This window comes from Hirschia sp., assembly GCF_058892565.1.
Genome location: NZ_JBZXVU010000019.1, coordinates 171,505 through 197,442, shown reverse-complemented (window position 1 = coordinate 197,442; position 25,938 = coordinate 171,505). Strand labels below are relative to the sequence as shown.

Genomic DNA, 25,938 nt, shown 5'->3' with positions numbered 1-25,938 from the left:
GGCTAAAGAGCTTGGCATTCCTGTTGTGTATGATTTTCGTACAGCTGATATGGAGGCTGGAGGGCATGGTGCGCCATTGGCGCCAATCTATCACACCGCGCTTTTGGATATGGAAGCTGCTAAACGCAATCAAAATGAATTTACAGGTGTTGTGCTAAATCTTGGCGGAGTCGCCAATTTTACGTGGCAAACACATGATCAGCCGCCCATTGCCTTTGATACAGGGCCTGGAAATGGCCCAATTGATGAATGGATTGAAAAACATGGAAAAGGCGCATTCGATGCTGATGCTAAATTTGCTTTAGCTGGAAAAGTGCATGAAGAGAAAATTAAAGACTGGCTAAAGCATCCCTATTTTTCGACGAAGCCACCCAAATCACTCGACAGATATGATTTTTCTGCTGAAAAATTGGTATCTGATATGTCCTTCGAGGATGGTGCAGCGACACTCACAGCCTTTTCCGCGCGGACTGTATTACAGGCTTTGTCGAGTATGCCGAAAAAGCCGGAAATGGTGGTGGCAACCGGAGGTGGGCGTCACAATCCTCTCATTATGCAATATCTTCGAGATGAATTAGGCGATGCCCTAATTGATGCATCAAGTATTGGCTGGCGAGGAGATGCGATAGAAGCAGAAGCATTCGCTTTTCTGGCGGCACGCTCGGCGTTGGGGCTGCCAATAAGTTTTCCTGAAACGACAGGTGCTCCAGAACCAATTACGGGTGGCCGCCATATAGCAACCACCCGCAAGAGATAAGTCTATAATTTAAAGTTGTGCTTTATTCTTCTTCATCAAAATCGTCGATCTCGTCTTCGAGTTCTTCGATTGATGGGAGTGTACTTGGGTTTGCAGCGGCGAGACGGCGGTCGAGGTATTCAGCTGCCGTTGCTTCAAGCTCTTCAAGTTTGTCTTGATAAAAATGGTTTGCGCCGGGAACAATGGCGCGTTCAATCTCTTCACCTTTTTGAACACGCACTTTTGTGAGTGAGCGCTCAATATCGGAAGGAGCTGCGACACCGTCTTTATCGCCAGCTATGATTATTCCTGATGCAGGACATGGTGCAAGGAATGCGAGATCATAATGGTTTGCTGGTGGTGACACCGCAATGAAACCATCGATTTCAGGGCGGCGCATCAAAAGTTGTAAACAAATATACGCACCAAATGAATAACCCGAAACCCAACAAGCGCGGGCGCTGTCATTTATTGATTCGAGGTAGTCAAGAATGTATGCCGCATCAGACAGCTCTGCTGGACCAGCATCAAAAGACCCCTGAGAGCGACCAACACCGCGAAAATTGAAGCGTAATGTAGAAAATCCACGCTTAGCGAACATTTCATAAAGCGTAATAACTACAGGGTCTTGCATAGTTCCTCCCGCTTTTGGGTGAGGGTGCAAGATAAGGGCAATAGGAGCGCCGGGGATCTCGGATTCTTCGTAACGGGCTTCAATGCGACCGGCAGGACCAGGGATAATGACTTCTGGCATAAACGGAATCCTTCTAAAACCAATAAAATGTAGAAAACAGGCGATACCCTATTCTGTGGGTAAATTACAAGTTTTTCTGACTCTAGTTTGAAATTGGTCTATTACTTGACTAATTTCATCGGGTATATATTTAAGCCTGAAATAGTCTGCAGGAGAGTTTAATGAAATTGGGTTCTAGAGGTCGGTACGCTGTTATGGCGTTGGTGGATCTTGCGTCAAACGATATGGACGGTCCGGTTTCTCTTTCCGATATCGCTGAACGACAGAAGATTTCACTCTCATATCTGGAACAATTGTTTGCCAAACTGAGAAAAGCAAACATCGTGAAAAGTGTACGTGGGCCGGGCGGTGGTTATTTGTTGTTAAATGACGCCTCAAAAACCATGGTAAGTCAGATTATCGTCGCCGTTGATGAACCCATTCAAACGACACGTTGCGGTGAAATGGGAGGGAAACCATGTACCGGGCGGTTGGAAAGATGTGCCACACATGACCTTTGGCGTGAGCTTCGCCTTCACATAATTCAATTTCTGTCTGGTGTGTCTATCAGTGATGTTTTGTCGGGTAATGTTAAAGGCATGTCCGGCGTTTTGGAAAGATTATAGGAATTCAAGTTTTGGCGAAGTTTGACGCCATATATTGCGATTATAACGCAACCGCACCTTTAAGGCCGCAGGCTAAAGACGCGATGATTGCAGCTATGGACATAGGGGCAAATCCTTCATCCGTGCATGGCCAAGGCCGTGCTGCACGTGCATGTCTTGAGAATGCACGGGAAGTGGTCGCCGGTGCTATTGGGGCTTGCCGCGAAGACCTGACCTTTACGAGTGGCGGCACGGAAGCCAATGGCGCGATACTCAATGGTATTCGTCTTCAAGAACCGTTATTAATGCCGATTGTTTGCGGGTTTGAGCATGATGCTGTGTTGGCACAATTGCCAGACGCAATAAAAGCGCAAGTGACGCCAGATGGATTGATAGATCTTGAGTGGCTAAAAGAATTACTAGAAAATTGGCCCCATGAAGGGCGACAGCCTTTGCTTTCTTTGATGCTAGCAAATAACGAAACAGGCGCGATTCAGCCCGTGGAAGCTGCTGCAAATCTAATTCACGATGCTGATGGTTTAATCCATTGCGATGCGGTTCAAGGTGTCGGCAAAATGCCTGTTTCTGTGCTGGATGGTGAAATAGATTATATGACCTTGTCGGGGCATAAGGTTGGCGGACCATCGGGTATAGGCGCTTTTTATGTGCGTGCAGGTGCACCGTTTAAAGCGACATTACTTGGTGGCGGTCAGGAATTAGGGCGTCGTTCAGGAACGCAGAATCTTATCGGTGCGGCAGGGTTTGCGGCGGCGGTAGACGTTTCACTTCAAGACTTAGAGAAATTTCAGGAATTAGCCGAAAAACGTGATACACTGGAAAAACGCTTGAAAACTGTGGCAAATGTGACGGTATTTGCTGAAAATGTTCCACGATTGGCAAATACATCTTGCCTCAGTGTTGAAGGTTTGCGAGCTGAGACCCAAGTGATGGCTATGGACCTTGCTGGCGTTGCTGTGTCATCGGGTTCGGCATGTTCATCTGGCAAGGTGAAGCAATCACATGTTTTAGCATCAATGGGAGTTGCGCAGGAACTCTCACAAGGTGCAATCAGGCTCAGCTTTGGTTGGGCCTCACAAGATACAGATTTTGATAAAGCTGGCGACGCATGGTTACAAGCGGCGCAGCGAAAAGGGATAAACTTGAATATCCCGAATAAGGAGACTGCCTGATGGCTGACGACACACGTGCACAAGATATCGTAAAAGATGGCGTTGATCAGGCGACAGTTGATGCAGCGCGTGCGTTGGAATCAGATAATTACAATGCTGGTTTTACCACTGATATTGAACAAGAATTTGCACCTAAAGGTCTAAGTGAAGAAACTGTCCGCTTCATTTCTGCGAAGAAGAATGAACCTGAATGGATGCTTGAATGGCGCTTGCAAGCATATGAGCGCTGGCTCACCATGGAAGAGCCTGACTGGGCAATGGTGAATTATCCAAAGATTGATTATCAGGATGCCTATTATTACGCAGCGCCTAAAGGGCAGGCAAAATACGAATCTATTGATGATGTGCCTGAAGAGATTTTAGAAACGTATAAAAAACTAGGTATTCCATTACGTGAAGCAGAAGTTTTGCTGGGTGTGGAAGGTGCTGCTGAATCTGCGGCTGAAGCACGCGAGAAACCACGTATTGCTGTGGATGCTGTGTTTGATTCTGTGTCGGTGGTGACGACATTTCAAAAAGAGCTGAAAAAAGCTGGCGTGATCTTCATGTCGATTTCTGAAGCGATTGTTGAATATCCTGAATTGGTGAAAAAATACCTTGGGACGGTTGTGCCTCAGTCTGACAATTTTTTCGCGACGCTAAACTGTGCGGTCTTTTCTGATGGGACATTTGTTTACATTCCTAAGGGTGTACGTTGCCCGATGGAATTATCGACCTATTTCCGTATGAACGCACAAGGAACTGGGCAGTTTGAGCGGACTTTGATCATTGCAGATGAAGGTGCTTATGTATCCTACCTAGAGGGCTGTACGGCACCTATGCGTGATGAGAACCAGCTTCATGCGGCTGTTGTTGAACTTGTTGCGCTTGATGATGCTGAAATTAAATACTCAACCGTTCAAAACTGGTGGCCTGGTGATGCTGATGGCAAGGGCGGCGTTTATAACTTTGTGACCAAGCGCGGTGATTGTCGCGGAAAACGATCTAAGATCTCTTGGACACAAGTTGAAACTGGTTCTGCGGTGACTTGGAAATATCCAAGCTGTATTTTGCGCGGTGATGATAGTGTTGGTGAGTTTTATTCTATCGCTGTCACGAATGGTCATCAACAAGCCGATACAGGGACGAAGATGATCCACCTTGGTGAGCGCACCAAGTCGCGCATTATTTCCAAAGGTGTATCAGCTGGTAAATCAAACTCGACTTATCGTGGTTTGGTGTCTGTAGGCGGTAAGGCAAAAGGGTCTCGCAACTTTACGCAATGTGATAGTTTGCTGATCGGTCAGACATGTGGTGCGCACACCGTGCCTTATATCGAAAACAAACGTGCAGATGCTCAATTAGAGCATGAAGCCACAACAACGCGCCTATCTGAAGATCAATTGTTCTACTGTCGTCAGCGTGGCTTGGGTGAAGAAGAAGCTGTGGCGCTTCTCGTCAATGGGTTCGTGCGTGACGTGATTCAAAAATTGCCAATGGAATTTGCTGTTGAAGCGCAGAAGCTTCTCGAAGTCAGCCTCGAAGGTAGCGTTGGTTAAACCTTGAGGCTGTTTCCAGTTGACCCTGTGACGAAATAACATACTAACCCTGTCGGGTATTGTGAAATAGAAACCAGTTCCCATCTAAATGGAACACTAAAAGACTGTTGGAGTAACATCTCGTGCTAGCCCTAAATGAACTCGTCGCTCGCGTTGAAAAAGAAGACGGCGAAGGCAAGGAAATTATCAAAGGCCTAAGCCTTAATGTGCCTGCAGGTGAAGTACACGCCATTATGGGGCCCAATGGTGCGGGAAAATCGACTCTGTCTTATGTGCTGACTGGCCGTGATGGTTATGAAGCAACGTCTGGAACAGCTGAGCTGAACGGCGAAAACCTTTTGGAGATGGACCCGGAGGAGCGCGCAGCTAAAGGCTTATATCTGTCTTTCCAATACCCGCTTGAAATTCCAGGTGTGCCAGTGATGACATTTGTGCGTACGGCTATGAATGCACAACGTAAAATGCGCGGCGAAGAGAAAATCTCAGCGCCTGATTTTCTACGCAAAGCCCGCGAGATCGCCAAAGTATTGAAGATTGATGCTGATATGCTCAAGCGCCCGCTCAATGTTGGTTTTTCTGGTGGTGAGAAAAAGCGTTTGGAAATTTTCCAAGCAATGATGCTTGAGCCTAAATTCTTGATTCTAGATGAAACAGATTCTGGTTTGGACATTGATGCGCTGCGTGTTGTGTCTGAAGGTGTAAACGCATTGCGTGCGCCAGATCGTGGTATGCTTGTGATTACGCACTATCAGCGCCTCCTTGATCACATCAAACCAGATAAAGTACATGTTCTTGCAGATGGGAAGATCATCAAAACAGGCGGTCCTGAATTGGCGCTTCGTCTTGAAGATGAAGGCTATGATGGCGTACTAGCGGAGGCGAGTGCGTGAGCGAGCAAGCTGTTTCCACATTGATTGAAAATCCAAGCCCAGCTGAAAGTCGATTTATTGAAACTTTTCAAGGGTTAAAGTCTGATGCACGTCGCACAAGAGCTTTTGAGGCATTTGCTGAAAAAGGTCTTCCGCATCGGCGTGTAGAAGGTTGGCGCTGGTCTGATCTGCGGGCTGCACTAAAGCCAGTTGAGGCGGCGGTTGATCTGTCGATCAAAGATGTATTTGCGGATGTAGATGCGCCTGTATTTAGATTTACTCGTAATGGGTTGGAAGCGCCTGCAAAACGGCCCGCTGGTGTGCGTTGGACTGAGAATATTGATGCACCTGCATTTGCGGCCGCTGAAGAATTGCCAATGGGAGCGCTTGCATCCGCTTTAGCCAGTGGTCCGAGTGTTTTGACGATCGAAATCGGCGCAAAATTGTCTAGTCCGTTGCGAATAATTGTCGAGGCTGATGCAAAAGATTGTTACGCGCATGTCGAGGTTTTGTTGCGTGAGGGTGCTTCTGCTACCATTGTTGAAACGCATTTAAACCAAGGCGGTTTTTCTTCTGTTGTTTTGGAATACAATCTTGAAAAAGGTGCCAAAGTAGATCGTGTTGTCTATCAATCAGCTGGCGTCGATGCTGTTCAAATCGTTTCGGCGAATGTGCATTTGTATGAAGGTACGAAATTCAATCAGACAGCTTATGCAACAGGTAGCAAACTTTGCCGGATAGAGACGCGCCTCATTCATCGTGAGCCTGATGCTGAAGCAATTTTGAATGCAGCTTATTTGCTTGATGATAAACGTCACGCTGATTTTACAAGTTTTGTGCGACATTCGGCGGGTCATTGTGTGACAAGTCAGGTGACGAAAGGTGCAGTTAAAAAAGGCGGCAAGGGTGCTTATCAAGGCAAATTTTACGTTGCACGCGATGCACAGAAAACTGACGCATCAATGGCGCACAACACCTTGCTGCTGGAAGATGGCGCGGAAGTGAATGCCAAACCTGAATTAGAGATTTATGCAGATGATGTGCAGTGTGCGCATGGTAACACTGCAGGCGCGTTGGATGCAGAGGCCCTCTTCTATATGCGTCAGCGCGGTATTCCATTAATCACAGCAAAAGCCATGTTGACGCAAAGTTTCATCGCGGAAGCATTTGCAGACATAAACGATGATGGTTTGCGTGATACTTTGGAAGAGGAGGCGCGCCAATGGCTGATGAAGTCTCTTTAAAATCAGAATTTGATATTCAAAACATTCGAGAGCAATTTCCTATTCTTGAACGCAAGATAGGAAATAAGCCGCTAGTTTATCTTGATAGTGCAGCTTCAGCTCAGAAATCTGATTACGTGCTTGATGCAATGTTTAATCAAGCACGCACGGCCTATTCAAATGTTCATCGTGGTTTGCACACACTTGCGAATGAAACGACGGATGCATTTGAAAAATCACGTGAGCTTGTGCGTTCACATTTGAATGCAAAATCTGTCGATGAGATCATCTTTACCAAAGGTGCCACTGAAGCGATTAATCTTGTTGCTTCTGGAATCGGTGCGACGATCAAAGCGGGCGATGAAATTCTCGTCTCTGTGATGGAGCATCATTCCAACATCGTGCCTTGGCATTTCTTGCGGGAACGCTTTGGTGCAGTCATCAAATGGATTGAAATTGAAGAAGATGGTTCTCTGGATATGGAGAGCTTTCGGTCTCAATTATCGGAAAAAACGCGCCTTGTTGCTGTGACCCATATGTCGAATGTGCTGGGTACGGTACCTGACGTCAAAACAATTATCAAGGAAGCGCACTCAGCTGGTGCATTAGTCTTGTTGGATGGCTGTCAGGCGGCGGTGCATTTGGATGTTGATGTTCAGGAAATGGATGTTGATTTCTATGTGTGTTCTGCGCACAAAATGTATGGCCCGACGGGTATTGGTGCGCTTTACGGTAAGTTGGACATATTAGCCAATATGCAGCCTTATCAAGGCGGCGGCGAGATGATTGATTTGGTCACGCGCGAAAGTGTGACCTACAATACACCTCCTCATCGCTTTGAAGCTGGGACACCTGCTATTTTAGAAGCTGTTGGGTTTGGGGCGGCTGTTGCTTGGATGCAAAAGTTTGTAACGCCTGAAGCTAGAGCTTATAAAAAAGCTGTTTACGAACGCTTGGCTGAAGGCGTGCGCGGTATAAATGGTCTGACGATATATGGGATGTCCAAAGATAAAGGGCCGGTGCTGACTTTCTCAATTGAGGGAACACATCCGCACGATTTGGCACAGATTTTGGACCGGTATGGTGTGGCAATTCGTGCCGGTCACCATTGCGCTCAGCCTTTAATGTCCCATTTAAAGGTAAGTGCAACGGCGCGTGCAAGCGTTGGGGTCTATAATACACTAGAAGAAGCTGATATGTTTGTGGAAGCGCTGGATAAAGCGCGAGCCATGTTGTTGGCATAGATAGAGATGAATATGGCAGACGATGTAAAACGCGACGTAATTGAACCAGATGCGCCAGAAGTGCCAGCATCTAAGGGACCTATTCCTCAGGATGAATTAAACCGTATCACTGATGGCATTATTGCGCGCATTAAAGAAGTGTATGACCCTGAAATCCCTGTTGATGTGTATGAGCTTGGGCTTATCTACAAAGTGGATTTGAATGATGATCGTCATGCTGACGTGGAAATGACATTGACTGCGCCTGGATGCCCTGTGGCTGGAGAGATGCCTGGCTGGGTTGAAGAGGCTGTTCTTAAGGTTGATGGTGTTCACACTTGTAAGGTTAGTCTTGTGTTTGATCCGCCATGGGATGCATCGCGCATGTCAGATGAAGCACGCCTTCAATTGAACATGTTGTAATTGATAATCACAAAGCACATATAAGTATCATGGCTAGAAGACCCAGACCCAAAATAGTGACACTCTCAGACGCTGCTGCAAAGCGCATCAAAGAGATTATGTCAGAACGTGGTGCAGGATTTTTGCGCGTTGGCGTCAAAAATGGCGGATGTGCTGGCATGGAATATGTCATGGATTATGCACAAGCGCCTGAGCCTCTTGATGAGCGGGTTGCTGACAATGATGTTGAGATCGTTGTGGATGCAAAAGCTGTGTTGTTTTTGCTGGGCTCGCAGATTGATTATGAAGTGTCGCCACTTCATTCCAAATTTGTCTTTAGAAACCCAAACCAGACCGATGCATGTGGGTGTGGTGAAAGTGTAACTATCGCACCATTTGAAGATGTGGCTGAATAGCAAATCTTAAAACTTGTCCGTTAAAGGATATCTTTATGGATGAGCGGCTGAAGTTAAAATCTAATATTCGATATATATTGTGTGCTAGCGTGGCATTGTTTGCGATGCTGACAGCGCTGGTTTGTCTGCCGCTTGAGTTTTTTTATCCAAGTATATTTATCGCTATCTTTCTGTCTTGGATGTCTTTTGTAGATATCGAACGCCATATCTTACCCAATTTATTGACATACACACTTTTGATTGCGGGGCTGGTTTGGGCAAGCGTCTTTAAATTGGAGGATTTGCATCACCATGTCATTGGGTGCGCGGTTGGATATGGTCTTATTGTTGGCGTGTCCTATTTGCATAAAGTGCGTAAAGGCGTGGCCGGAATGGGGATGGGTGACGCCAAATTGCTTGCCGCAGCAGGTGCATGGTCAGGCTGGGTCGCATTGCCATATATCTTATTAATAGCGGCTGTTTCAGGATTAGTTTTGGTGGGATTGAAAAGTTTGAAGCAAAGGCAAATTCGCGGTGATGTTCGAATCGCATTCGGTCCGCATTTGGCATTTGGTTTCTGGGTAGTGTGGCTTTTGGGTCCTTCAATAAAAATGTGATTATCAGGCATTTTTACATGATGATATAAAATTAAATTAAAAATCAATGAGTTACTATATTGTATATGCCGTTTTCTGTAAAATGGCTTTCTAAGAGCAATTATAGGTGAGGAGAAGAAATTAGAAGATTTAGTGGTTTAGTCTGGGTGCAGTCGGCCCAGAAACGCAGAGCTGTAACATGACTGTCATATAGGTGTGCGATATCGCAGAAGCCTTTTTAGTGACGTTTAAGCCGTAGGGGCGGTTTGTCACTTTAAAGCAAAAGTTTTGCTTCACGCCACTCTGTTAGGGGGTTTACCCATATGACTTCGGTTAAGAATTTTCGCCACGCATTGCTAATCGGTGCTGCTAGTCTTGCAGTTTTCGCTTGTACACAAGGTTCAAATATTACTTCGCCAGGAGCGACTGACGCTGGAACACCTGCGACAGGTGGTGGGTCTGATGGTGGAAGCGGTGGAGGTGACGGTGCAACTGCTTCCTGTCCAACAGGCTTTAACACGCTAGACCCAATTGATTCTACGACTGTTTGTGAAGTTTCTGGTACAATCAATGGTACACTTACTTTGGCGGCAGTTGACGGTATTGCGTATCGGTTGAACGGTCGTGTTAACGTTGGAACAGATGCTGGTGTGACAACTGGTGCGACACCAACAGCAAACTATGGTCGCTTAATCATTGAGCCGGGTGTAACTGTTTTTGGTGCTTCTGGTGCAGACTATCTGGTTGTAAACCGTGGATCTGAGATCGAAGCAATCGGTTCAGAAACTCAACCAATCGTGTTTACTTCAGAGGCTGACCTTGAAGGTTCGCAAACCGATACTGTAAATGCCACTGGTGAGTGGGGTGGTGTGGTTATTTTAGGTGATGCACCTATCAATAACTGTACTGGTAGTGTGGCTCCAGGGACAGCTGGTTGTGTAAACGCTGTTGAAGGTGTGACTGCGCCTGACGCGATTTACGGTGGTAACGACACAACTGATAGCTCAGGTACTCTAAAATACGTTCAAGTGCGTTTTGCTGGTAATGAGCTTGCTTCAGGCAACGAGTTGAACGGTATTACTTTTGCCGGTGTGGGTTCAGGTACAACTGTTGACTACATTCAAGTTCACAACAACTCTGATGATGGTGTTGAGTTCTTCGGTGGTAATGTGAATGTTACTCACCTTGTGCTGACAGGTAACGATGATGACTCCATCGATACAGATAATGGTTATGCTGGTTCAATTCAGTTTGCGGCGGTTGTTCAACGTGATGAGGGTGGTGACAACATCGTAGAAGCTTCAAGTGCTGGTGGATATGTTTCACCATTCTCTGATGCTACCATTGCTAACTTTACATTTGTATCTGGTTCGACTGGTGATAATGGAAACGCTTTCCGTTTGAACACTGGAACAATTGGTACATACATTAACGGTGTTGTTGACCACAACGAAGAGTGTTTCCGCTTTGAAGCAAGTGCTGGTCAAGACGCAACTTCTGCATACTCCGTTGCAAATGACCCAAGCTTTCAATCAGTTCTTTTTGATTGTGCTGCTTCACTTGATACAGCCAATTCAGAATCTGGCACTGCCGCTGCAGCGGTAGCAGCTGATGCAAACAACACGATCACAACAAGCACGCTTTCATCTGTTTTCTTCCCAGGAACAGCAGAGGCTGGTGTAACAGCTGCTGATCCTAACGCTGTGAACTCTAACCTTATCACAACAGATTATGTTGGTGCATTTAGTGCGACTGAATCAGCGACTGACAACTGGGCAACTGGTTGGACGTTTGGACTATTTGGTGATGTGTCTTGTCCGACAGGTACAACAGACAGTGGCCAAGATTTTGATGGCAAGAATATCTGTCGTGTTTCTGGTACTGTGAATGAAGACACACGCCTTACACGTGGTAACATCTATGAGTTGGATGGACGTGTTGATGTCGGTGTCGATGTTGGTGCTGATGGCACTGCAACTGATGGTGATGCTGTTGTTCTGACAATTGAATCTGGAGTGACAATTTTCGGTAACTCTGGTGCAGATTATTTAGTCGTAAACCGTGGTTCAAAATTGAACTCAAACGGAACTCAAGCAAACCCAGTTATATTCACATCAGAAGCAGACCTAAGAGACACTCAAATCGATGCTGAAAATGCAATCGGTGAATGGGGTGGATTGGTTATTCTTGGACGTGCGCCAATCAACAATTGTCCAGGTGTAACAACACCAGGAACAGCAAGTTGTGTGAATGCTGTAGAGGGTGTGACAGCTCCAGACGGTATTTATGGTGGAGCGCTTTCAACAGATAGTAGTGGTTCTATTATGTACACTGTTGTAAAGCACGCGGGTAACGAGATATCCTCTGGTAACGAGTTGAACGGTATTACATTCGGTGGTGTTGGTTCAGGTACTGTTGTTGATTACATCCAAGTTCACAACAACTCAGATGATGGTGTTGAGTTCTTCGGTGGTGAAGTAAACGTTAAGCATCTTGTTCTAACTGGTAACGATGACGACTCAATCGACACTGACAATGGTTATAACGGTACAATTCAGTACGCTATCGTTGTGCAGCGTGATGATGGTGGTGATAACATCGTGGAAGCTTCAAGTGCTGGTGGATATGTTGCACCATTCTCTGATGCTAAAATTGCTAACTTCACATTCGTATCTGGTTCAACTGGTGACAATGGAAACGCTTTCCGTTTGAACACTGGAACAATCGGTAAATACATGAATGGTGTGGTAAACCACAATGAAGAGTGTTTCCGCTTTGAAGCAAGTGCTGGTGACGGCAACGGATCTTACTCAGCAAGTGCTGACCCAAGTTTCCAATCAGTATTGTTTAACTGTACGGCTTCACTAGACACCGCAAACTCTGAAACTGGTATTGCAGCTGCTGCTGTTGCAGCTGATGCAAACAACTCAGAAGCATCTACAACATTGTCCAACATCTTTGTGAATGGTGCTGCTGAGAATGCAGTAACTGCGATGGACCCATCGACTGTTGATGCTGACCTAGAAGCCACAACTTACATTGGTGCTGTTAAAGACGCTGATGATAACTGGTGGAAAGGCTGGTCATGCGGTTTGGAAGCTAGCGACCCTTGTTAGTAGCCTAATTGAAAACTGTTCCGGAGAGAGGCGTTTTTCTTTCTCCGGAATTTTTCGTTTCTTAAATTAGCCTGCGACTGTCGCTCATACTGCGAATAATCGGATCGGGCTCGAAATTTTAAAAGGTTTCACCTCCAATGTTATCAAAATATACATGTCGACTTTTATTGACGACTTCCTTGGCTGTGCTAGCTGTTCCAGCTGTTTCAGCCCAAGAAGCAAATGACGTAGATACCGCGCGTCAGGATACGATTGTAATCCGTGGTGAATTTATACCTGATCCACAGCGTGAAACATCTCAAGTTGCAACTTTTCTTTCTGCCGATGATCTTGCTCGGACTGGTGATTCAAACGCGGCTCTAGCTCTTACACGCTTGAGTGGTTTGAGTATTGTTTCTGATAAGTTTGCTTTTGTTCGTGGTCTTGGTGACCGGTACTCTGCTTCGATGTTGAACGGTTCTCAATTGCCAAGTCCTGAGCCTTTGAGAAGAACTGTTCCTTTGGACTTGTTTCCATCAAACATTCTTGAAGGTGCTTCTGTAGAGAAGACATTCTCTGTTTCTGCGCCGGGTGAATTTGGTGGTGGTCTAATCAATCTAAAGACAATTTCTCGTCCTTCTGAAAACTTCACCACACTAAAATTTGGTGTGAGTGGTGATACTGTTACGACTGCTGAAAAAGGGTATTTCGTAAGTGGTAGTGACTCTGATTGGACCGGATATGATGATGGATTGCGCGAAATCCCTTCTGCTCTTCAGACAGTATTGAGCTCTGATCAGCGTCTTGAAGAATTTAGCGATGCTGAAATAGAAACGGTTGGTGAGAGCCTTGTAAACTCTCCTTTAAGCGTTATTCAAAACGGAAAGCTTGGACCAAATTATGAAGGTTCAATCTCTCTTGGGCGTAATTATGAGTTAGGTTCAGTAGGTATTGGTTTCGTTGGTGTTGCTGGCTATGATCAGGAATGGACAACGAAAGATATTACGCGCCAATTCGTGCAAGGTGGTGTGCTAGGTTCAGAGATCAACACGCTTGAAACAGCCATGGATGTCACGACAAATGCACTTGGATCTTTGACGTTTGATTGGGATATGAGCCAAGTTGCCGCAACTTTGTTCTATGTTCACTCGACAACTAAAGAAGCGCAAATAGATACTGGAAGTGACTTTAACGCGCCGGGTACTGGTATTGTTTTTGATGAATCTACGGGTTGGTATGAGCGCGAGCTTACTTTCTTCCAATTGCGTGGTGAGCACGAAATAGACAATTTCCAATTCAATTGGAGAGGGGCTCTTTCTGAATCATCTCGTGATGCACCATATGAAAGATCAGTTCGTCGTCTTTATGGTGATGATGGTGTGCCAAGATATTCATTGGCAAATGCAAATTCCATTAATTTTTCATACCTTCAAGATGAACTTGGAAGCTTTGGAAGTGACCTAATTTACACTGTTGATTTTGACGGCGATCGTCAAATGCAATTGTCTGGTGGTTTTGATTACTCTTCCACTGAACGTGATTATGAATTTTACGGTTTCCGCTTTGCCGGTGGTAACTCTTTGCCAGACGATGTTGAAGAAGCAAGAACTGACTATTTGTTCTCACCTGACAATATCAATAACGCACGCTTTGTTCTGCAAGAACTTCCATCAACAACTGACTCATACAAAGCTTCTTTAGATGTTTCGGCTGCTTATGTTGAAGCTGAAGTTGATTTGACTAACTTCATCCAAACAACACTGGGTGTACGTTACGAAGAAGCCGAGCAAACTGTTGGTACATTCGACCGTTTCGGCAACCCGGGTACGGGTGATGTGAACTTGGAAAATGAATACTTGCTTCCAAGTGCATTGATCAACTGGAACTTCGCGGATGATTTGCAGCTACGTTTGGGATACTCTCAAACAATTGCGCGTCCTCAATTCCGTGAATTGGCACGTGCAAGTTATACTGATCCAGATACAGATCGCGTATATCGTGGTAGTGATGGTTTGATCGACAGTGAGTTGACCAACTATGATGCGAGATTGGAATATTATTTCGGTCGCAACCAATTTGTGTCGATTGCTGGTTTCTATAAAGAGATCCTAAACCCTATTGAAGAAGTTCAATTTTCAACATCGACATTTGTGTTTGAAACAACATTTATTAACTCACCAAAGGCTGAGTTATTGGGTGGTGAATTAGAATATCGCACGCAGTTTGACATGCCAATTCCTGGTCAGTGGTTTGCTGATCGCAATTGGATGTTCTCATCGAACTATACATACACACAATCAGAGGTTCAGGCTGAAGCTGGCGAAACATTGTATGACCCGATTTCTCGTACAGTTGTTTCAGCTTCAAACTTTGCTTTGGATGGTGCCAAACTACAGGGTACACCAGAGCACATCTTGAACTTGCAATTTGGTTGGGAAGGTCCAAATGACCAACTTACTTTGCTTGCTGGTTGGGTAGACGAACGTATTCTGCAACGTGGTCTAAGCAACGCAGGAAACACAGTTCCTGATATCGTTGAAGACCCGGGCATTCAGTTGGATCTTGTTTACAAACATGATGTAGAAATCGTGGGACGTGACTTTACATTCAGCTTGAGCGCTAGAAATCTTCTTGATGAGGAACACAAAGAGTTTCAAGTCAGTGAAGGTGATGTAGGTGAAACTGATTTCTACACTTACGATCGTGGAACAAGTATTTCCGCAAGCGTAACTGCTAAGTTCTAGTGGTATTCTAAGTTTATTAGAGACTTAACTTTGAGTAGCTACAGGATATTAGTGTCTTGTAGCTACTTTTTTAGATAGACTATTAAGTAGAAGAGTGTTTCTTCACGAATAGATTTCATTTATTGGAGAATTGATTGTCCAATATTCAAGTTCGGTCTTTGCTTTAGACATAGCAGAGGTCAAAAGGTTACAGTGTATGTCATTTAGCGTTTCCAATCTCGAAATGGTGTCTCCGCTGATTCTGCGTGTGGTTCGCTTTTTGTTGGTTGCTTTTTCGATCATCGCAATAGCCTTTGTATGTGCGCGTTTTTTCTGGCTCATTTTGGCGGGTATTCATGGAGGGGTAGCAATGCCAAGCCTCTCACCTGCGCAACTTGGTCGCAATAATATAAGTGCTATTGATGTGAGCATGTTGTCGCGTGTGACTCCCTTTAAAACTGTGCAAGGTGAAGAAAATATAGACTTGATATTGGAAGATCACCCAGATGCGCCTGAAACTGAGTTAGATATAACGCTTAACGGTGTGCGCGCAGATGGGCAGGGTAGCGGCGTCGCGTTTATTTCTACCGGAAAAGATATTCAGAAACGCTATTTCGTAGGTGATGCGGTATCGGGTCTTCAGGACGTAACAGTCAAAAGCATATATCTGGATGGCGTTTTGCTATCGCGTGCCGGCCGCGTAGAGCGCTTATCAAACTTTCATGATGAGAATATCGGCATAAAATCTCTGGCTGTGGAAAATAAAAGCGTTGTGAGGTCTACACCTGATCGAGCAGAGATTTTAAAAACGAACTCAGACGAACAGACTGAAACGTCTTTACCAATTGTCGTTGATACTCAGTTCATAGACGCCAGTATGGCGCGATCAGATATAGAAAATCTTATGAACTGGGCTCGGTTTGAGCCGGTCGTGTTTGATGGTGTGAATGGTGTATCTGTTTCTCCTTTGAATAGTCAGATTTTTTCTCAATCTGGCTTACAGGCGAGAGATATTGTTAAAGCAATAGATGATTTCAGTTTGGACGAAACGACCGATTATGAGGCTTTATTGGATTCCTTAGGGAAGTCTTCTCAAGTGGTCATACATATTATTCGAAATGGGCAACCAGTGAGGCTGACAATCAACGTGCTAGATTAACGTTGAAGCGGGTGAGTAGGGATTATGGTTTCAAAAAGAAATAAGGTTCTACATGGCGCAGCTTTGGCCATGCTTGGGGGATTTATTGCGCCAATGGGTCAGCAAGCGATCGCCGATGAATTAGGTGAAACCAGCGTGCGCGCGGATGGAACCAGCGTTCACGTCATGAATCTCAAAGATGTCGATATATCTGTATTGATAGATGATGTATCAGCGATCACTGGTCATACATTTGTTGTGCATCCAAGTGTGAGAGGGCGCGTAAGTGTTTCCTCTCAGACACCATTGACGAATAGAGAAGTGTTTCAGGTTTTTCTCTCTACTTTGAGAGTACATGGATTTACAGCCATTCCCTCACGTGGCGGTGTTTATAAAATTGTGCCCGAACAATCAGCGTCTGCGGAGGCTGGTTTAGCGCGTCCATCTGTAGGTGGTGATCAATTTGAAACGGCAGTTATTCGTTTGCGTAATTTTGACGCGACTGAAGCAGCTAAAATGATTAAACCCATCACTAACCCGCAGGGGCAACTGACTGCAAGTGGTGAGTCAAATACGCTGATTGTCGTCGATTATGCAGCCAATATCTCAAGGGTTCGCAAAGTCGTTGCGCAGATAGATGAAGATCAATCTGAAACCTTGACGATAGCGCTGACAAATATGTCGGCCACAGAAATGGCAAATACTGTCAATAGTATGAAGAGTACGGGACGTGGTTCAGCTGGCTTTAAGGTCACGGCAACTGCGGTAGAGAGCAATAACTCTTTGATCGTTAAAGGTGATATAAAAGACGTCGCTGAAGTCCATGAGATTGTGCGAAACCTTGATGTCGCCAATAGGGAAGATGATGCATCTTTAAAAGTTCTATCTTTGAAGCATTCCGAAGCAAAAGATATAGCACCTATTCTTGAAGTGATGGGGCAGAGATTAGCTGAACAAGCCAGACCTGGTGCCAACGCGTCGAGCGTTCCAAAAATTGCCATTTATGAACCCACAAATTCTCTGGTTGTGAGTGCGTCCCCTATGGTGCTGCGCCAATTGGAGAGAGTGGTTGAAGAGCTTGATCAACGCCGCTCACAAGTACTTGTTGAGGCGATTATTGTTGAGTTATCTGACAATGCAGCGCGTGAATTAGGGCTTGAGTTTGTACTGTCAGGTTCAGGTAGCTCCGCAACTCCATTTGCGGCAACGAATTTCACAAGATCAACAACGAATGTTTTGTCTCTGGCTGGGGCACTTGCTCTGGATTCAGACACTGTTGGTGAGGAAACGGTTTCATCACTTCGTAGCGCTGCTATCAGCTCATTATTAGGCAGTGCAGGTGGTTTGCTTGGAATTGGTGGGCAATCATCAGATGGAACAATATTTGGAGCGATTATAAATGCGGTCGACTCTGACATTACATCTAATGTTCTTTCTACGCCTCACCTTTTGACGATGGATAATGAAAAAGCTTCAATCACAGTTGGTCAGGAAGTCCCGATCACGACGGGTGAAGCCTTGGGAACGAACAATTCCAATCCATTCAGGACGGTTGAACGTAAACCGCTTGGGGTGACGTTGGAGGTTGAACCTCAAATTGGTGAAGGCGACAGTATTAAACTGAACTTACGCCAAGAAGTTTCATCTATATTTGACTCAATAGACGGCACAGATTTCATTACCAATAATCGCGAGATTAACACCACGATTTTGGCTGATGATGGTGAGATTGTCGTGCTTGGTGGTTTGATCCAAGAAGAAGAAACACTAAACATTTCCAAAGTACCTTTGTTGGGGGACATTCCAGGGGTTGGGCGGCTGTTTTCTTCGGAAGGAACGACAAAAAAACGTACAAATTTGATGGTGTTTTTGAAACCAACTATTGTACGTGATGCTGAAACCATGCGGCGCGCCACGGATCAAAAATATAGATATATTCGCCAAGAACAAATGTCAGCGTCTCGCAGTGAACGCGCAGGTTTAGATGTGTTTATGAAAGAGGTATTAGGGGTCGATACCGAAGAATAGTGTTTTGTTGAGTAGAGGTTAGCGTGTGAGTGTTTTCGCCGAAAAGCGGTTGAATTATAGTTTTGCAAAAGAAAAAGGATTAGTCCTTTATCTTGATGGTGAAACTGCGTGCATGGGCATGCGTAAAGATGCTGACCCCTTAGCGATTCTTGAAGCCCGCCGCATCGCTGATCAGCCTCTCACAATCGTAGAATTAGACCGTAGAAAATTTGATCGCTATTTATCTGAAATCTACTCAAGTGATGGTATTAATTCATCCGACATAGATGATGCATTGGATGAAAGAGGTGATTTAGATAGTCTTGCCGCTGGTTTGATTGAAAACGCCGATTTGCTGGACACTTCTGATGACGCCCCTGTTATCAGGCTCATCAATGGACTAATCGCCGAAGCGGTACGTACCAAAGCGTCTGATATACATATTGAGCCCTTTGAAGATCGATTGTCTGTGCGTTTGCGCGTCGATGGGGTGATGAGAGAAGTTCTCACACCATCACGCCGCGTTGCGCCTCTGCTGGTGTCTCGTATCAAAGTTATGGCGCGTCTTGATATTGCAGAAAAAAGAGTTCCTCAGGACGGGCGCGTTTCTCTGTCTTTGGGCGGACGTCCCATCGATGTTCGGGTTTCTACATTGCCTGCAAGATATGGCGAACGCGTGGTTATGCGGTTGCTAGATAAAGAGTCTGCGCGTCTGGATGTGGAAGACTTGGGCATGCCTGAGGCAATGCTCAATACTTTAAAGAAAGCTCTAAAACAGCCAAATGGAATTGTGCTGGTTACCGGTCCAACGGGATCGGGTAAAACGACCACATTGTATGCAGCTTTAACGCTGTTAAATGATCAGTCCCGCAATATTTTGACGGTTGAAGACCCGATTGAATACGGGTTGGACGGTGTTGGTCAGACGCAAGTCAACACAAAGGTCGGGATGACGTTTGCTGCCGGTTTGCGTGCGATACTTCGACAAGACCCAGACATTGTGATGATTGGTGAGATCCGCGATGGTGAGACAGCCCAAATCGCGGTTCAAGCAAGTTTGACGGGGCATTTGGTGTTGTCCACTGTGCACACTAATTCTGCTGCCGCTGCCGTGACACGATTGCGGGATATGGGGGTTGAACCATTTTTGCTGTCTTCAACCCTAACTGCCGTTGTCGCTCAGCGTTTGGTGCGACGGCTCTGTTCTCATTGCCGTGTTCCATACAAGCCAGAAGATGCTGAACTAGAATTGCTTGGTTTGTCGCGCAATCAAGTTGATGTTTTGTATCACCCCAAAGGCTGTGAGCATTGTAATGATCAGGGGTATGAAGGGCGCCTAGGAATTTATGAAATAATCGAGATGGACGCCAAGTTGAGGAGCATGGTCCACGACAATGCGCGTGAACAAGATATTGAAAATTATGCTTTTTCAAATTCCACAACTTTGCAAGCATGCGGAGTTGAGCATGTTCGTAATGGCCTGACTTCATCTGAAGAAGTCCTGCGTGTGGTAAGACAAGCGAGAGACTCTGATGGCGGCGTTTGAATATCAGGCGCTTGACGCTCACGGAAAAAAGCAAAAAGGCGTTATTTCAGCAGATACATTGAAATCAGCTCGAAGAGAGTTGCGCAGGCAAGGTTTAACGCCTGTTAATGTGGAAACGAGCAAAGCTAAAGCCAAAAAAGAAACGCGCGGCCAAAAATTATCTATTAAAGACAATGTATTACTAACAAGACAATTAGCTATGTTGATTTCGTCGGGCACGCCAGTTGAAGAAGCGTTGGCGGCTGTGGGTGATACATCCAGAAAAAATGCGGTGCGTTCAGTTTTAGCGGATGTCAGGTCCAATGTGGTTGAAGGTCAGCCTTTATCTGATGCTATGTCGAGTCAAAGCAGCGCCTTTCCGCCGCTATATACCTCGATAGTCGCGGCAGGTGAAAGTGCGGGTGCATTAGACGCTGTTATGGCAAGGTTGGCTGATTATCAGGAAAAAAGCGAGGAGATGCGCGGTAAAGTCGTGTCTGCGCTCATTTATCCGATGGTTGTTGCGGTCGTCGCATTGATGGTTGTGGTTGCGCTTCTTGTTTTTGTGGTTCCTCGTGTTGTTGAGCAATTTGATACTATGGGCCAAAAGCTTCCGCTTTTGACGCAAATCATGGTGAATATTTCAGAATTTTTGCAAGCTTATGGGTTGGTTCTGTTTGGTGCCTTAGCAATTGGTGTGTTTGTTCTGGGTCATATGAGTAAAGTTGATGCTGTTAAACGGCGCTTGGATAGTCTCGTGCTTGGGCTTCCGATTATTGGCGAAGTTGTCAGAAGTGTTGCCGCAGCAAGGTTTGCTAGAACTTTTGCGACACTTGCATCATCGGGGGCACCTGTTCTTGATTGTCTTAGAGCGTCTCGAGAAACCACGCCTAATCTGATTTTGCGCGATGCAGTCGAGAAAGTTATTGAAGATGTTCGTGAAGGTGGTTCGCTGAGCCAGTCAATGGCCCGTACTGGTGCTTTCCCACCGCTTGTGACGCATATGGCGGCTGGTGGTGAAGCAAGTGGTGATCTTGGTGCTATGTTTGATAAGGGCGCCGAATATCTTGAGCGGGATTTTGAAAAAACATCCGGTGTTGCGCTGGGACTATTAGAGCCACTGATTACCGTCGTGATGGGTGGTTTGGTGATGTTAATAATATTGGCGATTATGCTGCCGATATTACAATTGAATTCCGGCGCATTGATATAGCTGGCATGGAGAAGGTGATAGTGATGATAAAACAAGATGCAAACAAGCGTATCGATGAGGATTACAAGTCTCCAGTAGAGACAGGTGAGGAAGGGTTCACACTTGTTGAGTTGATGGTTGTTGTTTTCATCATGGGATTGCTTGCAACAGTCGTGCTTGTAAACGTGATGGGCAATGTAGATACATCTCGCGTTAAAAAGGCTCAAGTAGATATAGCCGCTCTTGAAAGCAGTTTAGACCGCTACCGGCTGCAATTAATCGATTATCCAACGACAGAGCAGGGGCTTGAGGCGTTGGTTACTGCACCGGATGATTTATCCAATCCGGCGCTATATCCCAAAGGTGGTTTTATCAAACGTCTACCATTGGATCCTTGGAATAATGCGTATCAGTATGTTTACCCCGGCGAACATGGCGAAATCGACATCTATTCACTAGGAGCTGATGGGCAACTGGGCGGTGAAGAACTTGATGCGGATATTGGAAATTGGACCAACTAAATCCTCTTCACAAAAACGAAGGTGAGTTTGGTTTTACGCTTGTCGAATTGCTTGTCGTTATTTTTATCATCGGGCTGATGTCCGGTGTTGTTGTTATGTCTATGCCTGAGCGCCAGACCGATAGCCGTGTTGAGGCTGAGCAGTTGACCTTGGCAATTGCTTCATTGTCGCGTGAAGCGATAGCAAGCGGGGAAGCTGTAAGCTGGACCCATGTTGAGGGCATGAATTTATTTGAACGCTATCATGGCGGCGATTGGGTTGCTTTGAATGGTACATCACGCGCTTTGGAAAAGAGCAAAGAGACCAAAGATCTGACCGTGCGCGTAACTCTATTAGGTATGGAGACCGAGAGAAAATTCACTGAAGATCAAGATGTTCAAGCTCAACCGCCTTTAGTGTTTTTTCCGACTGGGGAAGCTACACCTGCTGAAATAGAAATATCCGCCGCTGATTTTGATTCAGTGCACAAGTTGAATGCAAGCGGGCAATTGATCTTTATACCTGTGGCAGAACGGGTGATTAGATGACGTTGCCTGTATCGCTTTCTAAACAAGGTTTGCTGAACAAGCAAAACGATGATGGTTTCACTTTAATTGAAGTGTTGGCCGCTCTAAGCATTTTTGCGATTGCTGCTATTGGTTTAATTCACGTGTCTTCAGAAAATAGTCGCGGTGCTGCAGCTATTGAGCGCCGTATGCTGGCATCAATCGTGGCTGACAATGAAATGACTATGACCTTGATTCAAAGAGAGCCTTTGGAAAATGGAGAGTCCAGCGGACGAATAGCACTTGGCGGGCGCGAATGGACTTGGCGCAAAACAATATCGACAACGCCCAATCCTTTGCTGCAGCAGATAAAAATCGAAACAAGAGTGTATGAGCCAGATGAGCTTGATTCCGAAAATATAGAGACTGTCTTATTTGCCTTTAAACGGAAGTCTTTGTGATGACGGATGAGGCAGGTTTTACACTTATTGAGGTGATGGTAGCGACCTTTATCATGGGTGTTTTATCTGTGATGGGGCTTGTTATGCTTGATGATACGCTTTCATCAAAAGAAACGCTCGAATATGTTCTTGAAGAAGTTCAAGATATTGAGCAAGCAAGAGCAATTATCAAAAATGACCTTGCGCAAATCGTTTCAAGAACTGCAAGAGACGAATTTGGCTTTAAAGCTGAAAGTGTTTTTGTCGGTGGAGCAGACCTTGATAATGTCTCGCTGATGAGTTTTGTGCGAAACGGAAATGAAATGCCTGGTTTGACCGCCGTTTCCTCATCATTGCAGCATGTTGAATATCGCTTTGAAAATGGCGTTCTTAGCAGAAGAACAAGGTCTAGAGTGGATGCTGCAACCGATACGCCGATTTTAGAAAGAGAATTATTGACCAATCTCGCTTCTGCGCAGATTGAGTTTTATGATGGCTTATTGTGGACAGATAAATGGATTGGGCAAATGTCTGCATCCAATGCAATACCGGCTCCCGCTGCTGTCGGCTTGACCTTGCATTCAGCCCGATACGGTCCTGTCCGTATGCTGTTTTATACTCCGGCGGGGTATTAACATGCTTAAGAAGAGTATTCAGAACACGATCAAGGACGTGCATTTAGATCAGAGTGGGGCTGCATTAATAACGGCTCTTCTCATTGTATCGGTTATGTCTATCACAGCGCTTGCCGTCATAGAAAACCTACGTTTTTCAATGAAACTTACGAGTAACCTCAGCCAGAGAGAGCAAGCTAGACTGTATGCGCTGGGAGCAGAACAGCTGGCCATGTCCACAATTGAAGCTGCCCGAAAAGCAAATTCAGGACAAGATAATGCTCGCTATCCAGAACTGGACGGATGGACACAAAAACCGTTGTTTTTCCCAATTGATGGGGGAACAATAAAAGGTCAGGTCAAAGACGGAGCAAATTGCTTCAATTTGAATGCGCTTGTGAAGACTGAAGACAATGAGACCTTGATTGCTGATGAGGTATCAATTGAGAAATTCGCCAATCTTCTTGAATACACAGGCATATCAAATGCAGAAGCTATTGCTTTGGCAAACAGTGTGGTCGATTGGATAGATACTGACTCCACGCCCAGATATGGGGGCGCTGAAGATGCTGATTATGCGATATCTGCAATTCCTTATAGAACGGGTTCAACCTTATTGGCAGATGTTAGCGAACTGAAGGTGATTAAAGGGTTTGAGCCCGATATGGTTGAAAAATTACGGCCATGGTTGTGTGTGCGACCTAGCTTGAATTTGACCAAGTTGAATGTGAACACACTGACAACTCAAGATTTGCCACTTGTTCTTGGTTATTTGGGAAAACAGTTTGATGAGGTGGCGTTTAATAACATTCTCGCTGAAAGGCCTGTCAGTGGTTTTTCCAGTTTAGATGAATTTTTTTCTTTGTCTGTATTTGGAGAAGATGCCATGCCAATAGAACAAAGACAGTATTATGCGCTTGCTTCTGATTTTTTTGAATTGAATGCGCAAATTAGCTATTATCAAACCATGATTAGTTTGCATTCTATCTTGCAAATATCCCAGGGCGGGGACATCACGGTCATTTCACGTAGATATGGAAGTTTCTGATGGGTAATTGTCTTGTCGCATTTGCAAAAAAAGACCCTGGTCAGAGCTGTGATTGGCGTGTTGTGTCTGAAACAGGAACAATACATACGCGTGGAGAATCTGCGTTTGAGGATTTATCTAGTGTCAAACATGATAAATTTATCCTTGTCTTAAAGGGACAGGAAATTGCGTCATTTAGGACGGTACTCTCCGCTAAAAGTAACGCGCAATTACGCTCTATTGCTCCCTTTGCTATCGAAGATAATGTGAGCGCAGAAATAGAGGATCAGCATGTTAGTATTGCATATGGGGATGCGGGTACGAAACGCTACACATTAAGTGTGATTACCAATGAGAAAATGGTGTATTGGTCTGATACCGTGAAGCGGGCAGGGCTTGTTGCTACGAAAATTATTCCTGATTATTTTTGTCTACCAATTGAAGACGTGAGAATAAGTTGCGCGAATCTGGGGGATAGAAGCGTTTTTCGATACGGGCACTGGGGTGCCTGTTTTGATGCTGGTTTTGACTCAAATTTGTTGGATAAAATAATCGCTTCGGGCGTTAGTCAGAATGATAATATCGCGGAATTTGATCAATTATCCTATCGTGATTTTTCAGAAGGCGGCGTAGACCCGTTCGATGTTTTGGCAGTGCAGGCTGTCAAAGAAAAATTCTCACTTCAGCAAGGACAGTTTGAAGCGCGCAATTCGGGTGGGAAACTCGATTTAAAAGAGTGGCGTTTGCCGGTTGGTTTGGCCGCCGCTGCGATACTTGCGATGGCAGCGTTTAATTTCGTTGAAGGTATTGCATTTAATCGGGAAGCAAAAGCCCTGCAAGCGACCATAGAAGCAGATGTCAAACGTGTTTTTCCTGATGTGAAGCGAATCGTAAACCCGAAGGCACAGTTAAAGACGCTGACCTCTGGCAATGGTGAAGCATCAGCCTTTTTGCAATTATCAGGGCTGATCTCTACGGGCATTAATGATGTCGATGGTATTAGCTTAGATGCATTGAGATATGATGCGCGGCGCAGAGAAATTCAGGCAAGTATTGTCTATGAAGATTATGAACAGCTCACGCAATTTAGAGAAATAATTGAGAATTTGGGTGGCACGTTCCGTGAAGGTGGTTCTAGGCAAATAGGAAACCGGCGCGCCGGAGAAATTACGGTGACATTGTAATGATAAAGAACTGGTGGGCTGCGAGAGAGCCGAGGGAAAGATTATTACTAAGCATTTGTCTTGTTTTGACCCTGACTATCGTATTGTTTCAATTTATTTTTGGGCCTTCGGTTGAATTTCGCGACCGTGCTTCAAAACGGTATTTATCACAAGCTTCTTCGCATTCAGAAGTGGTTCAAACATTACGTGTGTATGAAAATAGTCCTCGGCAGGTAAACGCGGTGTCAGCTGGACCTGTGCAAGGGGTCGTATCCGATAGTTCTGCTGTATTTGGTATTGATATCAGCCGAATTGAACCAACATCAAATGGTGATCTGACATTATGGATTGAAGAAATTGATCCTCAGTCACTTTATGCTTGGCTGACTGACCTTGAAATCAATCATGGCATTTCCGTCAATAAAGCATCCATCCGAATGAATAAGGATACAGTGACAGTGAATGCTAATGTATTCGTTAGTCGGGGGAATTAACAGG

24 protein-coding genes are annotated in these 25,938 nt (G+C 45.2%); 23 read left to right on the top strand and 1 reads right to left on the bottom strand.

Annotated features, from left to right (window positions below; all coding sequences use genetic code 11):
• The coding region (locus AC5EF3_RS08380) for an anhydro-N-acetylmuramic acid kinase (protein WP_493547711.1) at positions 1–757 on the top strand (757 nt) is incomplete at its 5' end.
• A 22-nt stretch (positions 758–779) separates the two neighbouring features.
• On the opposite strand, the gene AC5EF3_RS08375 is transcribed toward AC5EF3_RS08380, so the two are convergent.
• Complete coding sequence (locus tag AC5EF3_RS08375) at positions 780–1,490, bottom strand: alpha/beta hydrolase (RefSeq protein WP_015827280.1); 711 nt, start codon at positions 1,488–1,490, stop codon at positions 780–782.
• A 161-nt stretch (positions 1,491–1,651) separates the two neighbouring features.
• On the opposite strand from AC5EF3_RS08375, the gene AC5EF3_RS08370 reads away from it, so the two are divergent.
• The 22 genes from AC5EF3_RS08370 to AC5EF3_RS08265 all read left to right on the top strand — a co-directional run bounded on the left by AC5EF3_RS08370 (position 1,652) and on the right by AC5EF3_RS08265 (position 25,934).
• Complete coding sequence (locus AC5EF3_RS08370; RefSeq protein ID WP_015827281.1) at positions 1,652–2,095, top strand: Rrf2 family transcriptional regulator; 444 nt, start codon at positions 1,652–1,654, stop codon at positions 2,093–2,095.
• An 11-nt stretch (positions 2,096–2,106) separates the two neighbouring features.
• On the top strand, positions 2,107–3,264 hold the full coding sequence (locus AC5EF3_RS08365; protein ID WP_493547710.1) for a cysteine desulfurase family protein: 1,158 nt from the start codon (positions 2,107–2,109) through the stop codon (positions 3,262–3,264).
• Positions 3,264–4,802 carry a Fe-S cluster assembly protein SufB gene (gene sufB, locus AC5EF3_RS08360; protein WP_493547709.1) on the top strand — a complete coding sequence of 513 codons (1,539 nt, stop codon included), beginning with the start codon at positions 3,264–3,266 and terminating at the stop codon, positions 4,800–4,802. Before AC5EF3_RS08365 ends, sufB begins: the two co-directional genes overlap by 1 nt.
• Before the next feature lie 122 nt (positions 4,803–4,924).
• Positions 4,925–5,692, top strand: coding sequence for a Fe-S cluster assembly ATPase SufC (sufC, locus tag AC5EF3_RS08355; protein ID WP_493547708.1), 768 nt, complete (start codon positions 4,925–4,927; stop codon positions 5,690–5,692).
• Positions 5,689–6,915: a Fe-S cluster assembly protein SufD gene (gene sufD, locus AC5EF3_RS08350; RefSeq protein ID WP_493547707.1), complete on the top strand. Its 1,227-nt coding sequence runs from the start codon at positions 5,689–5,691 to the stop codon at positions 6,913–6,915. The genes sufC and sufD overlap by 4 nt, the downstream gene beginning before the upstream one ends.
• Entirely contained in the window at positions 6,894–8,138 is a 1,245-nt protein-coding gene (locus tag AC5EF3_RS08345) for an aminotransferase class V-fold PLP-dependent enzyme (RefSeq protein WP_493547706.1), read from the top strand. Before sufD ends, AC5EF3_RS08345 begins: the two co-directional genes overlap by 22 nt.
• A 12-nt stretch (positions 8,139–8,150) precedes the next feature.
• Complete coding sequence (locus AC5EF3_RS08340; protein ID WP_015827287.1) at positions 8,151–8,540, top strand: SUF system Fe-S cluster assembly protein; 390 nt, start codon at positions 8,151–8,153, stop codon at positions 8,538–8,540.
• A gap of 29 nt (positions 8,541–8,569) precedes the next feature.
• Positions 8,570–8,935: a HesB/IscA family protein gene (locus AC5EF3_RS08335; RefSeq protein ID WP_493547705.1), complete on the top strand. Its 366-nt coding sequence runs from the start codon at positions 8,570–8,572 to the stop codon at positions 8,933–8,935.
• Between the two features lie 35 nt (positions 8,936–8,970).
• A complete protein-coding gene (locus AC5EF3_RS08330; protein WP_049763130.1) occupies positions 8,971–9,531 on the top strand; it encodes a prepilin peptidase in 561 nt (186 codons plus the stop codon).
• 302 nt (positions 9,532–9,833) lie between these two features.
• Positions 9,834–12,626, top strand: coding sequence for a beta-helix domain-containing protein (locus tag AC5EF3_RS08325; protein WP_493547704.1), 2,793 nt, complete (start codon positions 9,834–9,836; stop codon positions 12,624–12,626).
• 137 nt (positions 12,627–12,763) lie between these two features.
• The gene (locus tag AC5EF3_RS08320) at positions 12,764–15,349 is read left to right on the top strand and encodes a TonB-dependent receptor domain-containing protein (protein ID WP_493547703.1); all 2,586 of its coding nucleotides are present in this window, start codon (positions 12,764–12,766) and stop codon (positions 15,347–15,349) included.
• A 196-nt stretch (positions 15,350–15,545) separates the two neighbouring features.
• Positions 15,546–16,487, top strand: a complete 942-nt coding sequence (locus AC5EF3_RS08315) for a type II secretion system protein N (RefSeq protein ID WP_493547702.1) — start codon at positions 15,546–15,548, stop codon at positions 16,485–16,487.
• A gap of 24 nt (positions 16,488–16,511) precedes the next feature.
• Complete coding sequence (gene gspD / locus AC5EF3_RS08310; protein ID WP_493547701.1) at positions 16,512–18,494, top strand: type II secretion system secretin GspD; 1,983 nt, start codon at positions 16,512–16,514, stop codon at positions 18,492–18,494.
• A gap of 25 nt (positions 18,495–18,519) precedes the next feature.
• The gene (gspE, locus tag AC5EF3_RS08305; RefSeq protein ID WP_493547700.1) at positions 18,520–20,019 is read left to right on the top strand and encodes a type II secretion system ATPase GspE; all 1,500 of its coding nucleotides are present in this window, start codon (positions 18,520–18,522) and stop codon (positions 20,017–20,019) included.
• Positions 20,006–21,211: a type II secretion system inner membrane protein GspF gene (gene gspF, locus AC5EF3_RS08300; RefSeq protein ID WP_493547699.1), complete on the top strand. Its 1,206-nt coding sequence runs from the start codon at positions 20,006–20,008 to the stop codon at positions 21,209–21,211. The genes gspE and gspF overlap by 14 nt, the downstream gene beginning before the upstream one ends.
• 23 nt (positions 21,212–21,234) lie before the next feature.
• Positions 21,235–21,711 carry a type II secretion system major pseudopilin GspG gene (gene gspG / locus AC5EF3_RS08295; RefSeq protein WP_159098049.1) on the top strand — a complete coding sequence of 159 codons (477 nt, stop codon included), beginning with the start codon at positions 21,235–21,237 and terminating at the stop codon, positions 21,709–21,711.
• Positions 21,699–22,238, top strand: coding sequence for a GspH/FimT family pseudopilin (locus AC5EF3_RS08290; protein ID WP_493547698.1), 540 nt, complete (start codon positions 21,699–21,701; stop codon positions 22,236–22,238). Before gspG ends, AC5EF3_RS08290 begins: the two co-directional genes overlap by 13 nt.
• Positions 22,235–22,657 carry a type II secretion system minor pseudopilin GspI gene (gspI, locus tag AC5EF3_RS08285; RefSeq protein ID WP_493547697.1) on the top strand — a complete coding sequence of 141 codons (423 nt, stop codon included), beginning with the start codon at positions 22,235–22,237 and terminating at the stop codon, positions 22,655–22,657. The genes AC5EF3_RS08290 and gspI overlap by 4 nt, the downstream gene beginning before the upstream one ends.
• Positions 22,657–23,271 carry a type II secretion system minor pseudopilin GspJ gene (gspJ, locus tag AC5EF3_RS08280; protein ID WP_493547714.1) on the top strand — a complete coding sequence of 205 codons (615 nt, stop codon included), beginning with the start codon at positions 22,657–22,659 and terminating at the stop codon, positions 23,269–23,271. Before gspI ends, gspJ begins: the two co-directional genes overlap by 1 nt.
• 1 nt (position 23,272) lies before the next feature.
• Positions 23,273–24,298, top strand: a complete 1,026-nt coding sequence (gene gspK, locus AC5EF3_RS08275; protein ID WP_493547696.1) for a type II secretion system minor pseudopilin GspK — start codon at positions 23,273–23,275, stop codon at positions 24,296–24,298.
• On the top strand, positions 24,298–25,461 hold the full coding sequence (gene gspL, locus AC5EF3_RS08270) for a type II secretion system protein GspL (RefSeq protein WP_493547695.1): 1,164 nt from the start codon (positions 24,298–24,300) through the stop codon (positions 25,459–25,461). Before gspK ends, gspL begins: the two co-directional genes overlap by 1 nt.
• Positions 25,461–25,934, top strand: a complete 474-nt coding sequence (locus tag AC5EF3_RS08265) for a type II secretion system protein M (RefSeq protein WP_493547694.1) — start codon at positions 25,461–25,463, stop codon at positions 25,932–25,934. Before gspL ends, AC5EF3_RS08265 begins: the two co-directional genes overlap by 1 nt.
• Positions 25,935–25,938 lie beyond the last annotated feature (4 nt).

Coding starts and splice junctions, on each gene's coding strand:
- AC5EF3_RS08375 (WP_015827280.1), bottom strand. CDS start 1,490: ATGCCAGAAGTCATTATCCCTGGTCCTGCCGGTCGCATTGAAGCCCGT.
- AC5EF3_RS08370 (WP_015827281.1), top strand. CDS start 1,652: ATGAAATTGGGTTCTAGAGGTCGGTACGCTGTTATGGCGTTGGTGGAT.
- sufB (WP_493547709.1), top strand. CDS start 3,264: ATGGCTGACGACACACGTGCACAAGATATCGTAAAAGATGGCGTTGAT.
- AC5EF3_RS08345 (WP_493547706.1), top strand. CDS start 6,894: ATGGCTGATGAAGTCTCTTTAAAATCAGAATTTGATATTCAAAACATT.
- AC5EF3_RS08340 (WP_015827287.1), top strand. CDS start 8,151: ATGGCAGACGATGTAAAACGCGACGTAATTGAACCAGATGCGCCAGAA.
- AC5EF3_RS08335 (WP_493547705.1), top strand. CDS start 8,570: ATGGCTAGAAGACCCAGACCCAAAATAGTGACACTCTCAGACGCTGCT.
- AC5EF3_RS08330 (WP_049763130.1), top strand. CDS start 8,971: ATGGATGAGCGGCTGAAGTTAAAATCTAATATTCGATATATATTGTGT.
- AC5EF3_RS08325 (WP_493547704.1), top strand. CDS start 9,834: ATGACTTCGGTTAAGAATTTTCGCCACGCATTGCTAATCGGTGCTGCT.
- AC5EF3_RS08320 (WP_493547703.1), top strand. CDS start 12,764: ATGTTATCAAAATATACATGTCGACTTTTATTGACGACTTCCTTGGCT.
- AC5EF3_RS08315 (WP_493547702.1), top strand. CDS start 15,546: ATGTCATTTAGCGTTTCCAATCTCGAAATGGTGTCTCCGCTGATTCTG.
- gspD (WP_493547701.1), top strand. CDS start 16,512: ATGGTTTCAAAAAGAAATAAGGTTCTACATGGCGCAGCTTTGGCCATG.
- gspF (WP_493547699.1), top strand. CDS start 20,006: ATGGCGGCGTTTGAATATCAGGCGCTTGACGCTCACGGAAAAAAGCAA.
- gspG (WP_159098049.1), top strand. CDS start 21,235: ATGATAAAACAAGATGCAAACAAGCGTATCGATGAGGATTACAAGTCT.
- gspI (WP_493547697.1), top strand. CDS start 22,235: ATGACGTTGCCTGTATCGCTTTCTAAACAAGGTTTGCTGAACAAGCAA.
- gspJ (WP_493547714.1), top strand. CDS start 22,657: ATGACGGATGAGGCAGGTTTTACACTTATTGAGGTGATGGTAGCGACC.
- gspK (WP_493547696.1), top strand. CDS start 23,273: ATGCTTAAGAAGAGTATTCAGAACACGATCAAGGACGTGCATTTAGAT.
- gspL (WP_493547695.1), top strand. CDS start 24,298: ATGGGTAATTGTCTTGTCGCATTTGCAAAAAAAGACCCTGGTCAGAGC.
- AC5EF3_RS08265 (WP_493547694.1), top strand. CDS start 25,461: ATGATAAAGAACTGGTGGGCTGCGAGAGAGCCGAGGGAAAGATTATTA.